The following is a 13,240-nucleotide window of genomic DNA, read 5'->3' as shown; positions in this document are numbered from 1 at the left end:
TACCCCCCCCCCCCCACCCCCACCCCCCCCCCCCCCCCCCCCCCCCCCCCTCCCCCCCCCCCCCACCCCCCCCCCCCCCCTCCCCCCGGGACGGTCGCCTTCGGGGGGTACTGGAAGTCGAGGACAGCCACCGATGAGGGGAGCGGTCCGTGCCACACTCCGATGCCGTAATCCACCCCCGGCCGGACGGGATGTACGACCGCGTGGCCGAGTGGGAGGCCCTCATGGCCTTCGCGAGCGCACCTCAGCAGGGTCCCGCTCTCGGCGTCGTCTCGGGACGGCGCCGACAGGGCAAGACCTACCTCCTGAGGGCGCTGACCAGAGCCACGGGCGGCTTCTACTTCGGGGCGCAGGAAGTCACAGAGGCGGAATCGCTCCATCAGCTTGCCGACCAGTTCGCCCTGCACACCGGCACTTCGCCTGCACTCGACTGGCGTGGATGGGGGGACGCTGTCGACGCCCTGCTCGCCCTCGGGGATCAAGGACCGGTTCCCGTGGTCATCGACGAGTTCCCCGACCTGGTCCGGCAGAGCCCAGCCCTCCCCTCCATCGTTCATGGTGCCCTCCACCGCCTGCAGGCCCGGAGTCGGCCGGGCCGCGTCCGACTGCTGCTCAGCGGCAGCACCGTCTCTGTCATGCACCGCCTTTTCAGTGCATCCTCCCCGTTGCGGGGGCTGGCGACGCTGGAACTCGCGGTCCGCCCACTGGACTTCCGGCAGGCGGCCGGGCTCTGGGGCATCGACGATTCCCCGCTTGCGCTGCTCGTGCACGCCGTGGTGGGAGGAACTCCCGCATACCGGTACGAGTTCGTCGCCGACGACATCCCGACAGGTCCGGACGACTTCGACGGCTGGGTGTGCAGGACCGTGCTCAATCCCCGCAGGCCCTTGTTCTGGGAGGCACGCCACCTGCTCGAGCAGGAGGCGGACCACTGGGACCGGGCTCTGTGCCATTCGGCATTGACCGCCATCGTCTCGGGATGCTCCACTCGCGGCGAGGTCACCCAGTCTGTGGTCCGTCCCCTGCCCGAGGTGTCCAAGACCCTGGCGCTGCTGGAGGACTCGGGCCTGCTGCAGAGCGAAACCGACGCCTTCCGGCCAGGCCTGAAGCGTTACCGCATTGCGGAGCCGTTCCTGGCCTTCGACCACGCGATCGTGTGGCCGAACCGCTCGGCGCTCGAACAGTCGGACACCGCGCACGTCTGGCAACGCGCCCGCTCCGTCTTCGACGCATCGGTGGTCGCACCGGACTTCGCTCAGGTGTGCCGGGACTGGGCTGCGAAATTCGCCGCTCCGGACACTTTCGGGGCACCTGCCGCAACCGCGTCCCACGGCTCACTTCCGGGTTCGCAAAGCTGCACGCCAATCGACGTCGAGGTGGTCGTGCGCGGTGAGTCGAACCGTCGGCCCGGCCCCCTGCTGTCGGTCGGACAAGCACGCTGGAACGAAGTCATGGATCTCCCTCACCTGGAGCGCCTGCACCATCTGCTGGCTCTGCTCGCCGACAGCGGCGAAGACATCGCCCGGGCGAGGCCGGCCTGCTACAGCGGCGCAGGTTTCACACCTGAGCTACGTGCGGCGGAGGCTCGCCGTGAGGTGCTCCTCGTCGGCCTCGACCGGCTGTACCGAGGTCGGTAGCGTTGGCAGGTGCGCCGGGAGAGCCGTTTCCTGGCCGATGTGGGCGGCCCCGCCGGGCGCCGGTCATCGCCCGGGCCGCCGGGTTGCGGACCGACCCGAGGTGCCATTTCCAGGGCAGGAACAGCCACGACCAGGCCGAGCAGGTCGCCGCCGCCCATCGCCGACTATTCCTTGGGTCATTCCGGGGCCGGCAGTCCCTCTCTCGGCGATGTCGGCGGCTCGACCGAGTGGAAGCTGCCTCAGACCGCTCCTCGGACTACCGCGAAAGCCTGGACTCTACTGTGGGTGGCGCAGCCGCCACGCCCGAACGGCCCACTGCACCGCCCTACGACAGGCGCGAGCAGGCGGTCACTCCTACCGTCGCCAGAGGACGACAGTTCCATGCGATTCGGGCGAAGGCGCACGGGCGCAGAGGCGGCGAGGAGACGGATACATGCCAGAGCGACGAATGGGGGCTCGCGGTGCGAGAAGGGGGCTGAGCCGCATTGCCGGAGCCTGCGTGATCGCCGTGGGGTTGGCCTTCACGAGCTGCCCGCCCCACGCCGCCGCGAGTTCACCACCCGACCGGCCGCACCTGTGCGCGACGGAGCCCGCTGCCCCGACCGGCAGTGCCACCACGCCGCCGCCGATCACTTCGGGCAGCGACGTATGGAGCTTCGTCTCCGAGCCGGACCTTCACCCCCAGCGGGTCACGGTGACTGCGCACAAGCCCGGGACGGCTCGCGGCAAGATCTTCGTCGGCCCCTATGCCATCGGCACCGCGGTAGTCGGTCAGACGGGGGCGCTGATCTCCGACAACTCCGGCGATCCGGTCTGGTTCCGCCCCCTGTCCTCGCCCGACCTCCAGAACGCGGACTTCAAGGTTCAGACCTATCACAATCCCAGGACCGGAAAGGCGCAGCCGGTGCTGACCTGGTGGCAGGGATCCATCGCCATTCCGCCCACCTACACGAACCTGCCGGGCGGCGCCCCCGAGCCGGGCGGGTGCTACTACATCTACGACGATCGCTACCGCCTGCTCAAGACGGTCTTCGCGCATCACGGCTTCTACCCGGACGAGCACGAGTTCCTGCTGACCCGCAGGGGGACCGCACTGTTCATCGCGACCAAGCCTGTCCCCATGGATCTCACCCCCTACGGGGGGCCGAAGGACGGGGCCATCCTGGACAGCGAGGTCCAGGAAGTCGACCTGGAAACGGGGAAGCTCGTCTTCTCGTGGGACCTGCTGGATCACCTGGACCCCGCCGACTCCGAGGTGCCTGCCTCCGATGCGGCGACGTCAGGCGGGGTATGGGACGCCTACCACCTGAACTCGATCGACGAGGGGCCCAAAGGGGAACTGCTGATCTCGGTCCGGAACTTCTGGGCGATCTTCGACATCTCCAAGAAGTCCGGAGCGATCCGCTGGCAACTCGGTGGCAATAAGAGCGACTTCACCTTCGGCCCCAATGCGGACTTCTACTGGCAGCACGACGCGCGGTTCGGGCCGGACAACAAGATCAGCTTGTTCGACGACGGCTGCTGCAACCAGCCGGACGGCACACCGGAACAGGAGTCCCACGGCCTGGTCCTGGACCTGGACTTCGACGACCGCCGCGCGACCGCCGCGCGGACCTACTACCACCAGCCACCGCTCTTCTCGGCGTCCCAGGGAAACACTCAGGCCCTCGCCAACGGCAACAAGTTCATCGGATGGGGCCAGAACTCGTACTACTCGGAATACGCCGACGCGGGAAACACGGAAGGCAACGGCTCGGAGAACCTGCTCTACGACGCGAAGCTGCCGGGCTCGAACATCTCGTACCGGGCCTTCCGGAACGAGTGGGTCGGCAAGCCCTACTATCCGCCGAGCGCAGCGGCGAAGACCGACAACGGGAACAGTGTCGTCTACGCCTCCTGGAACGGTTCGACGCAGACCAGAGCGTGGCGGGTGCTCGCAGGACCCGACCCCGATTCCCTGTCGGTGGTCGTGCGAAAGGCGGAACGCACCGGGTTCGAAACGGCGATCCCGGCGGACGATCCAGGACCGTACTTCCAGGTCAAGGCGTTGGACGAAAAGGGTCACGTCCTCAAGTCCTCCGACGTCGTGACCCTGACCCGCTGAAGGCCGACCCATGAATGAGCCACGTCCCGATCCCGACCGCCGGACCCATCTCGGAATGCGCCCCGGCGAACTCGACGGAAAATGGTACGCGAAGTACTGGAACCCGGTTATGGCTCCACTGCCGGAGCACATCAAGGAGGCGATCGATCTCGGTCCGCAGGCACCCCCTTTGTGTCTGGGCCTGGACGATGCGGGCACCTTGGGAGAGCCCGGCGATCAGGACCTCGAGAACGGATACAGCCTCTTCGACGACGGCTCCATGCACATCGCCACATCGACTCGGATGCCGAGGGTGTCACCGGACATGGTGGACTGGTGGTTCTGGTGGCACACCACGGAGACCCAGCGGTACAAGCTGTGGTATCCACGTGCCCACCTGTACGCGGAATGGTCCGGCGGCACGGCGGACCGGAGCGCCACCCACCGTGAGAGGTATGTCGGCGGCACGTCGTTCGTCGACGAGTACGTCGGTAACGTGCTGGGCGAGCTCGCCATTCGCTTCGTCCGTCCCAGCAGCCTGGGATTCAGCGAGGACGGGCTCGATCCGGAGAAGGCAACGGCGATCTGCGCGAGAGTCGGTTTCTCGCACGTCCCTCTCGACTGGGGTCATCTGGTCCATCATGTGCGCCGGGTGAACGGTGGCGCCGAGATGCGTTCGCGCTTCTGGATGGGCGGGAAGTACGTCGCCCCCCGTGGAGGAGCCTCCCTGACCGGTGAACTCGAGAAGGTCGCGGAAGGCGTGAGACATCTCGGAGACGCGCAGGCCCGCGCCATGATCGTGCACTGCTCGCAGGAGATGAACCACCTCGCCGCGTTCCTCCCTGACATCTTCGACGAATTCAAACACCGTGAACAAATGTGAACAGTCCGGATGTCCTGCGCCCGGGGGCTCGGACGACAGGTGATGTGCATGGAACCCGGCGAAGGGAACGGACATGGCGAACCAGATCGAGGGCAGGGTGCTGCGGCGCGGTGACTACCGCTACGAGAGCCTGCGCCGTGAGGCCTGCTGGCACTCTGGGGTCCCGGACCGCCACCCCGAGGTGATCGTGCTGGCGAACGACGAGGACGACGTCGTCGGAGCGGTGAAGCTGGCCAGGGAGGAAGGCCTGCAGATCGCCGTGCGTTCCGGCGGCCACAGCTGGTCCGGGTCGCACCTGCGTGACGGCACGGTGTTGATCGACCTGTCCAATCTGCGCCATGTGACGGTCGACATGGAGGCGATGACCGGCACAGCCCAGCCCGGCATCAAGGGATCGGAGCTCAACTCGCTGCTGGCGGAGAAGGACCTGTTCTTCCCCACGGGGCACTGCACGGGCGTCTCCATCGGCGGTTACCTGCTTCAGGGCGGATTCGCCTGGGCCGGGCGGGACTACGGACCGGCCTGCATGTCGGTCACCGGCATCGACGCGGTCACTGCCGGAGGGGAGCGGATCCACGCCGACGAGACCCGGAACGCCGACCTGCTCTGGGCCGCCAGAGGCGCCGGTCCCGGATTCTTCGCCGTCGTCACCCGCTTCTACGTCAAGCTCTACCCGCGCAAACGGATCACGATGAACAGCGGCTACTTCTGGCCCGCCTCGGCCGCGCGGGACGTCTACGCCTTCGTGCACGAGATCGGCCGCCAGACGCCCACAGAGATCAATCTCATGTGCAACCGCGATCCGATGACGAACAACGAGCCGCTCATCTCCCTCAATGCCACCGCCTTCACCGACACCGAGGAGGAGGCCAGGGAGCAGCTGTCGGTCTTCGAGTCCTGCCCGTCGCGCGCTCAGGTGCTCACCACACGGCTCAACGAGGTGACGGACACCGGCACGCTGAGCCGGCTCGGCACCGATCCGCACTACGACGAGACCAAACGCTATCTGGCAGACAACATGTGGACCCATGCCTCCTTCGACGACCTCTGGCCCAACTTCGAGGCCATGCTGGAAGTCTGGCCTCCGGCACCCTCGCACATGGTGCTGTACAACTGGGGCGGATACGAGGGGCAGCCCGAACGCCCGCCGATGGCCTTCTCGGTGGAAGACGAGCTGTACTACGGGCTGTACGCGGCCTGGTCCGATCCGGCCGACGACCGGAAGTACACGCAGTGGGTGACCGAGCACATGCGGGCCTGGGAGCCGTACGCCAGCGGCATCCAGCTGGCCGACGAGAACCTGCTCAACCGCCCCTACCGCTTCCTGACAGACGAGAACCTCCGACGCCTCGACGACCTCCGCTCCACCTGGGATCCCGACGGGCTCTTCATCTCCTGGCTCGGCCGCCCCTACCCAGGCACTGACACTGCGGACGTGAGGTGACCGTCCGGCGACGAGCACCTCCTCACGCTGTTCGACGGCCCGTCCGCTCGCACGCCTTACGGCCTGTCCTGGTCTGCCTGAACCTCCGCCCCCGAAACAGAGAACGGGCGGGGTCAATCAGTGATGCGGAACCACAGCGAGGGGGCATTCGGCATGGTGCAGCACCGCGTGGTTCACCGGCCCCAGATGCATGCCGGCACGGCCGTCCCTGCGCCGTGCTCCCACGACGAGCAGAGCGGCGGCCGACGAGACGTCCAGCAGTACGTCACGAGCGCGGCCCTCCGCGATGTGCCGCTCGACGCGCACCGAGCTGTGCAGCAGTCCCTGCAGGGCGTCATCGACAAGCGCCTCTGCCCGGCGTTCGGCCGTTTCCTCCTCCTCGGCGGAGTCCTCCGTCCGGTCGGGCACCGCTGAGGAGGCGGCGCGCCAGGCGTGGACCACTTCGAGCGGAACCCCGCGGAGTTCCGCCTCGCGCAGAGCGAAGGCCAAGGTCTGCGCCGCGGTTTCCGGATCCGCCATACCGGCGACCACACGGTCGCCGGCCGCAGCCCGGTCGGTGCCGCGCACGACGAATACGGGGGACTCCGCGTGCGCCGCGACCACGAGGCTCACCGAACCGAGCAGCAGGCCGGCGAGGGTACCGCCGCCCCGGCTTCCGACGACGACGGCGAAAGCCTCGTGACTCTGCTGCACGAGTGCGGCGGCGGCGTCCTCGGGGACCACTTCGCTGGTGGCTTTCACTGCGTCGCTGCGATGAAGGGCGCGCTCTGCGGCTACGCCTGTGATGTGCTCCGCGTAGACCTGCCCGACGGGCCGTTCAGCGCTGAACGACAATGCGTGACGTTCGTACCTCTCCCAGCGCGACGCATACACGATGCGCAGCGGCGCGCCGTGGAGGGCCGCCTCGTCCACGGCCCAGTCCAGCGCGTCGAGGCTCGGCCCCGATCCGTCGACCCCCACGATCAGCGGACGCTCCACGGCTCTCACCGCTTCCTCTTCCGTTGCGGACCCCTGACGTCGACGCTGCCACGCGCCGGCCGTCCGAGGGAGAGGCAGGGCGGCCCTGGCTCCAGGGCCGTTCGGCCCATGCGTCGCGCCGAGGTTGGCGCCGAAGGTGGTGACAGGGGAGGAAAGTCCGGAAGGGGGCCATGGTGAAGCAGCGCACGCTGGCCGCGCTCATCGGCTTCGATGACGCCTCGCCGCACGACGGAGGCGTGGGGACCGCCGTCATGGCGGAGATCGTGTGGCGCGCCGTCGACAGACCGCTGCCGCCGGGGGCGGGGGTCGGCACGTGCGAAGACGACCCGGGCCGGCTCATGGGCCTGCGGGAGCAGGGTGCGGAACCGGCCGTCGTGGTGTGCGCGGCGCACTTGGGGGCCGTCCGTCCGGGCCGGGTGTACCGCTCGGAAGCGGACCGTGCTCGCGTTGAGGAACGTGCCGCGCCCGACGCGCCCCGGCCGGGCTTGGGCGAGGACGTGGATCGCCCCTCGTACGCCTGCCCGAGTGGCCGGTGGTGTACCCGGTGGGGCTCTCGCCGGCCGTCGCGGCAGCAGTGGGGCCGACAGCCGCCGCCGTCGCGGACGAACGGGTCCGGCACCGCCACAGTAGCCGCCGCGCGAGTGCAGGAGGGATGACCGTGAAGCACGACAAGGTCGGCTCCGTCATGACCACCGATGTGGTCACCGCCGCCTACGACACCCCGTTCAAGGAGGTCACCCACCTGCTGCAACAGCACCGGATAAGCGGCCTTCCCGTCATCGACGACGACGAGAAGGTCATCGGGGTGATCTCGGAGACCGACATCGCGACCCGCCGGCCGGACACGGGCGAGAACGGGAGCGGCGCGCATCGGCTCCGCTGGGCCTCCCTCATGGGCAGGGCCCGCCCACGTGAGTCCAAGGCGCGTGCCCGTAACGCCGGGCAGTTGATGACCCATCCAGCCATAACCGTCCACGCCGAGCAGTCCATCGCCCAGGCGGCGCGCACCATGGCCGAGCGGCGCGTCGAACGGCTGCCGGTGGTGGACGTCGAGGACCGTCTCGTCGGCATGGTGACCCGCAGGGACCTCATGCAGGTCTTCCTGCGTCCCGACCCCGAGATCCGCCGCGAGGTGATCGACGAGGTCGTGGTCCAGTCACTCTGGCTGGCCCCCGAGTCGATCGACGTCAGTGTGCAGGACGGTGTCGTCACGCTGTCGGGGCAGATGGAACGCCGCAGTGAGATCCCCGTCGCCGTAAGGCTGACCGGCCAGATCGACGGCGTGGTCGCCGTGGAGGACCGGCTCTGGTACCGCATCGACGACTCGCACACCCAGGAGACCCTGCCATGACCGGTTCACCGCACATCGTCAGCGACGTCATGACCCACACTGCCGTCGCGGTGGGGCGCCGCGCCGCCTACAAGGAGATCGTGGAAGTGATGGAGCAGTGGAAGGTCAGCGCCCTGCCGGTGCTCGAGGGCGACGGCCGGGTGATCGGCGTGGTGTCGGAGGCCGATCTGCTGCCCAAGGAGGAGTACCGCCTCGGCGACCCCACAGGGGCGGACCGGCCCCTGTCCAACGCGGCGAAGGCGGCTGCCCTGTACGCGGAGGAGCTCATGTCGAGCCCCGCCGTCACCGTGCACCCGGACGCCACCATCGCGGAGGCCGCCCGCATCATGGCGCGCCGCCGGGTCAAGCGGCTGCCGGTCGTCGACGGCGTCGGCATGCTGGAAGGCGTCGTCAGCCGCAGCGACCTGCTGAAGGTGTTCCTGCGCCCGGACGAGGACATCGCCGACGAGATCCGCCGCACCGTCCTCGCCGACCTTCCCGTCCAGGGGGGACTGGAGGCTTCCGTGGCCGACGGGGTGGTGACACTCCGCGGCGACCTGCACGACCGCGTGCTGGTCCCTCTGGTGGCGCGGGCGGTCCGATCGGTCGAGGGTGTGGTGGACATCCGGCTGGACCTGAACGAACCAGGCCCGCCCGTCGCATGACGTCACCGACCTCGCGGACGGCACGGACCGGCGCCACCATGGGGCCGACGGGCACAGGTGGACCGGTCGGCCCTGTCCCCCGGCTCCACACTCGACATGCTCAAGGGTGGACCCGAAGGTCAGGGGGCTGACATGTCCGAGGCACCGGCCTTCTCGGCCGGCCACCACCGCCCGCCTCATGCGCTCCCTGCGCACGCCGGAGGACACCCTCCACCCCGAGGACGAACGGCCGGCCCCTCTGCCCGAGCGTGAGCGGGCCGTCCTCGACCTGGTTCGGAGAGGGCCTGACGAACCGGCAGATCGGCAGGCGGCCGTACCTGTCCGGGAAGCGAGCGGCTGTACCTGTCCGAGAGGACAGCCAAGAACCACATCTCACGGCTGCTCTCCAAGCTGGGTGTGGAACGCCGCGTCCCAGCTGCGGTCATCAGCCGCACAGATCCATGAGCACGAGCAGCGAGTGCACTGAACCACCCGGCCCTCATGCCTGTGCACACAGCGGAATTCGCCATTCCAATCGGGTGCCGCCCACGGCACCGCGTCTGACGGTGAGTTCACCGCCCAGCCCCTCCGCCCGTTCTGCCAGGTTGCGCAGGCCGCTGCGTCGGCCTCCTTCATCGATGCCGACGCCGTCGTCGACGGCGGTGACAGCGAGGGTGCCTGCCTCCGCCAGGATCGCCACCTCCGCCCGGGACGCGTGGGCGTGCCGCGCGATGTTGGTGAGCGCCTCGCTCAGCACGGCGACGACCTCGTCCGCGGCCTGGGGGGAGACGTTGGTGTCGACCAGTCCCTCCATTCGCAGTGCCGGGGTGAAGCCCAGCGCGCGCGAGGCGTCCTCGACCACGTGGACGGCACGGATCCGCAGCCCAGGGCGCGTGCCCTTCTCGTCGTGCTGCCGCAGCCCGAAGATCGTCGACCGGATGATCTTGATGGTGGAGTCGAGGTCGTCGATGGCCCGCGCCAGCCTCTCCGACGCCTCCGGGTGCTCGACGAGGCGCTGGGTGCTCTGCAGTGTCATTCCGGTCGCGAACAGCCGCTGGATGGCAAGATCGTGGAGGTCACGGGCGATCCGGTCGTGGTCGGCGAGCGTGCTCATCCGCTCGGCGTCGCGCCTGCGGTCGGCCAGTTCCAGGGCGACGGCGGCCTGCCCGGCGAACCCGGACAAGGGGGAGGTCTCGACCTCCATGAAGGGCGGGCGGCCGGCCCGCCGGGCCAGCATCAGGACGCCCCGGACCTTCTCCTTCGTCCCCACCGGGACGGCCACCGCCGGCCCGAAGCCGCTCCACCGTCCGCGCTGGAACGTCACCCGGGCGTCGGCCGCCACATCCTGGGTCGCGACGAGGGTTCCCTCGGTGAGTGCGGCGGAAGCCAGGGTGCCGTCCGGAGGCAGCGTGCGGTCCTGGTGCTGCTCCGCCCGGTCCCCCAGCGCCAGGACGCCTCGCAGTCCCCCCGTCGCCTGCCGGAGGTACATCACGCCGATCTCGGCCACGGTGATGCGGCGGGCGCGTTCCACCATCATCTCGAGAACCTGGATCTCGGCGGAGCCGGACAGGAGTGCGCTGGTGCACTCCGCGCCGGCTTCCAGCCAACGCTCTCTGAGCCGCACTTCCTCGAAGAGGCGGGCGTTCTCGATCGCGAAGCCGGCGGCAACAGCGAGGGAGGCCAGGACGGCTTCGTCCTCGGCGTCGAACGCGGCCCCGCCGCGCTTCTCGGTCAGATAGAGGTTGCCGAAGACCGCGTCACGGACCCTGATCGGGACGCCCAGGAAAGAGTGCATCGGCGGGTGGTGGGGCGGGAAGCCGGACGAGGCGGAGTGCTGGGAGAGGTCGCTCAGCCTGAGTGGTTCGGGACGGCGGATGACCTCGCCGAGGAGCCCGTGACCGGTCGGCAGGTCACCGATGCGGGCGCGCAACTCGTCACTGATGCCCACGGGCAGGAACTGGGCGAACCTCTGCCCGTCACCGATGACGCCCAGCGCCCCGTACTCCGCGTCCACCAGGGAGACCGCGGCCTCCACGATCCCGCGCAGCACCTGCGGGAGGTCCAGCTTCCGCCCCACGGACAGGACCGCCTCCAGCAGCCCGTCCAGCCGGTCACGGGTTCCGCGCACCTCGTCCATGCGGACCTGGAGCTCGTCGAGCAGTTCGTCCAACCGGAGCCGCGGCACCCGGCTCGCGGCCTCCCGGTCATCACCGCCCATGGGGCCTCCGCCTCGTCGCCGTCAGGCATGGAGCGCTCGGTACCCTTCACGTTAGCGCTCACGACGAGCCCGGGCCCGGACGGCACGCGTCCGCACGGAACGGTCAGTGACTGCCGTGTTCGGTGAGGTGCTTGATGTGGGCGTCAGGGCCGGGGAAGAACAGGGTCACCCGCCCCGTATCGGACCAGCGAACGTCATAGGGCGGACTGCCGTCCGCATGGTGCAGTCCCACGATCTCACCGTCACGCCCCTCCACGCCCACGCTGGGGCCCCCGACGACGATCTGGTCTCCCTTGCGGGCACACATGCCTGGACGTCGGCCCGTCCGGCTCTCTTCCTCGCGGGCGGTTGCGGACATGTCCTCGTCTCCTCGCAGAGCCAGCCGTTCGACGCAAGGCGGAAGAAGCCCATCCGCTTCTCGCGGGTCCCGATCGTCCGGTGAACGGCCTCAGCCGCTTCTCCGGATCCTTCTCGCGGGCCTCCTCCGTCAATTCCATGCAAGCACGCTGCTCGGCCGGTCACCAGGGCCCAACAGGCCACTGCACGGACCGAAGGGCCCTGTCCGCGCCCTGACGAACCCGGCCATGCCGGAACCGTAGGAGCGGCCCTGTAGAGGGCTGTCGCGGGCTCGTCCGTACTGAGCTCCACGGTCGTCCGAAGCGACGGGATGCGCTGTTCCACTACTTCGGCTGCTGCCCGCAGGAGGGCGTTCCCGGCCTCCCGTTCCCGCTCCGGCGTCTCGGCCGACGGATGGACAACGTGGGTTGCGGTGCCGACCGCGTGAACGATCTTCAGGGACTGCCCGCGGCGGTCTGCTTCCGCCGCGGCCCACAGTGCGGCCGCCGTCGCCTGGGAGGAGCCGTCAACTCCGACGACGACGGGGCCTCGGTCCCGGCCGTCCGGTGCGCTGGTACCCATGGTGTCCTCCATGCCGTCGCACGAGGTCCTGCGAGCTCGCCGCCCCACCGCGCCCGGAGAGGGGGTCAGGGCCGCAGGGGCCGCCGGAAGGGCCGAAGGTCCCTGTACGTCCTGGGCCCGCCGGTTCCACGCTGGAATAGGACTGCTCCGATCCCCCAGGCTGCTGAAGGAGGAGTCGGCCATGAGGCGCAGTGTTGCCGATCTGATGACGCCCACCGCCGTGAGCGTCCAGCGGGGAACCCAGTTCAAGGAGATCGTGCGGCTGCTCGACGAGTTCGGCATCACGGCGGTGCCCGTGGTGGACGACAGCGGGTGCCCCGTCGGCGTCGTGTCCGAGGCCGATCTGCTCCGGCGGCAGCCCCCGGGATCTCCGCCGCGCACGGCGGAAGTCCTCATGACCAGCCCCGCCGTCGTCGCACTCCCCGGGTGGAGCGTCGTCCAAGCAGCACGGACCATGGAGAAGCACCAGATCAAGCGTCTGCCCGTGGTGGACGCCGCCGGCCGTCTCATCGGCATCATCAGCCGCAGTGATCTGCTGCAGATCTTCCTGCGCCGCGACCACGCGATCCAGGAGGAGATCCTGGAGGACGTCCTCACACACACGCTGCGGATACGGCCGTCGGACGTGACGGTCGACGTTGACGACGGGCGTGTCACCCTCAGTGGCACGCTGGACCGCCGCAGCCTCGTACCGGTCGTCGTGCGCCTGTGCGAGGACGTCGACGGAGTCGTGGACGTGGTGGACCGGCTCACCTACGCGGAGGACGACACGGCCCCGGCGGGGACGACGGACGGAGCCCCCCGTGTCTGACGCCACCACCACGGACCTGTACGAGGTGACGACGGCCCTGTCCTTACCTGCGGGAGGGCATGCCCGGCCCGGCCACCTTCAGCCTCTTCGTCCGCGACCTGCCGGCCGACCGCGGCTTCCCGGTCGCCGCCGGACCGGAACCGTCCCTGGACCACCTGTCCCGCTTCCGCACCGGCCCAGGACGACGCACGGGCCTTCGCCGCCGCCCCTGCTCAAGACCGTCATACACGGCGGCGCAGAAAGGAAACCCCGGACACCCCGGCAGCGGCCCGGGCACGCTTCGAAGCCGACCTC

General features: G+C 69.4%; 9 protein-coding genes and 4 pseudogenes. 9 read left to right on the top strand and 4 right to left on the bottom strand.

The window, feature by feature from the left end; translation table 11 throughout:
- Window positions 1–149: 149 nt before the first annotated feature.
- The 4 genes from ACZ4Z5_RS07910 (at window position 150) to ACZ4Z5_RS07895 (ending at window position 6,047) form a co-directional block, all read left to right on the top strand.
- Complete coding sequence (locus ACZ4Z5_RS07910; protein WP_468258242.1) at window positions 150–1,637, top strand: AAA family ATPase; 1,488 nt, start codon at window positions 150–152, stop codon at window positions 1,635–1,637.
- 433 nt (window positions 1,638–2,070) lie between these two features.
- Window positions 2,071–3,741, top strand: coding sequence for an arylsulfotransferase family protein (locus tag ACZ4Z5_RS07905; protein WP_468258240.1), 1,671 nt, complete (start codon window positions 2,071–2,073; stop codon window positions 3,739–3,741).
- A gap of 10 nt (window positions 3,742–3,751) precedes the next feature.
- On the top strand, window positions 3,752–4,603 hold the full coding sequence (locus tag ACZ4Z5_RS07900) for a DAPG hydrolase family protein (RefSeq protein WP_468258237.1): 852 nt from the start codon (window positions 3,752–3,754) through the stop codon (window positions 4,601–4,603).
- 73 nt (window positions 4,604–4,676) lie between these two features.
- The gene (locus ACZ4Z5_RS07895) at window positions 4,677–6,047 is read left to right on the top strand and encodes an FAD-binding oxidoreductase (protein ID WP_468258235.1); all 1,371 of its coding nucleotides are present in this window, start codon (window positions 4,677–4,679) and stop codon (window positions 6,045–6,047) included.
- A gap of 117 nt (window positions 6,048–6,164) precedes the next feature.
- On the opposite strand, the gene ACZ4Z5_RS07890 is transcribed toward ACZ4Z5_RS07895, so the two are convergent.
- Window positions 6,165–7,025 carry a universal stress protein gene (locus tag ACZ4Z5_RS07890; protein WP_468258232.1) on the bottom strand — a complete coding sequence of 287 codons (861 nt, stop codon included), beginning with the start codon at window positions 7,023–7,025 and terminating at the stop codon, window positions 6,165–6,167.
- A gap of 658 nt (window positions 7,026–7,683) precedes the next feature.
- Here ACZ4Z5_RS07890 and ACZ4Z5_RS07885 point away from each other — a divergent pair.
- From ACZ4Z5_RS07885 to ACZ4Z5_RS07875, 3 genes and pseudogenes are all read left to right on the top strand, one after another.
- Window positions 7,684–8,376 (top strand): CBS domain-containing protein, encoded by a 693-nt coding sequence (locus ACZ4Z5_RS07885; RefSeq protein WP_468258742.1) that lies wholly within the window; start codon window positions 7,684–7,686, stop codon window positions 8,374–8,376.
- Window positions 8,373–9,020 (top strand): CBS domain-containing protein, encoded by a 648-nt coding sequence (locus ACZ4Z5_RS07880; protein ID WP_468258229.1) that lies wholly within the window; start codon window positions 8,373–8,375, stop codon window positions 9,018–9,020. Before ACZ4Z5_RS07885 ends, ACZ4Z5_RS07880 begins: the two co-directional genes overlap by 4 nt.
- A gap of 157 nt (window positions 9,021–9,177) precedes the next feature.
- Window positions 9,178–9,464 (top strand): annotated as a pseudogene (locus ACZ4Z5_RS07875) (response regulator transcription factor); the annotation flags it as partial.
- 34 nt (window positions 9,465–9,498) lie between these two features.
- On the opposite strand, the gene ACZ4Z5_RS07870 reads toward ACZ4Z5_RS07875, so the two are convergent.
- The 3 genes and pseudogenes from ACZ4Z5_RS07870 to ACZ4Z5_RS07860 all read right to left on the bottom strand — a co-directional run.
- Window positions 9,499–11,217 (bottom strand): sensor histidine kinase, encoded by a 1,719-nt coding sequence (locus tag ACZ4Z5_RS07870; RefSeq protein ID WP_468258226.1) that lies wholly within the window; start codon window positions 11,215–11,217, stop codon window positions 9,499–9,501.
- A 118-nt stretch (window positions 11,218–11,335) separates the two neighbouring features.
- Window positions 11,336–11,524, bottom strand: a pseudogene (locus ACZ4Z5_RS07865) (DUF1918 domain-containing protein); the annotation flags it as partial.
- A 323-nt stretch (window positions 11,525–11,847) separates the two neighbouring features.
- Window positions 11,848–12,135: pseudogene (locus tag ACZ4Z5_RS07860) on the bottom strand (universal stress protein); the annotation flags it as partial.
- 181 nt (window positions 12,136–12,316) lie between these two features.
- Between ACZ4Z5_RS07860 and ACZ4Z5_RS07855 the strand changes: the two are divergent.
- Entirely contained in the window at window positions 12,317–12,946 is a 630-nt protein-coding gene (locus ACZ4Z5_RS07855) for a CBS domain-containing protein (protein ID WP_468258223.1), read from the top strand.
- Window positions 12,939–13,153 (top strand): annotated as a pseudogene (locus ACZ4Z5_RS07850) (nicotinate phosphoribosyltransferase); the annotation flags it as partial. The gene ACZ4Z5_RS07855 and the pseudogene ACZ4Z5_RS07850, both read left to right, overlap by 8 nt.
- Window positions 13,154–13,240: the final 87 nt, after the last annotated feature.

The organism is Streptomyces sp. NPDC030222 (genome assembly GCF_055573115.1).
This window is presented reverse-complemented; position numbering and strand designations above follow the sequence as displayed.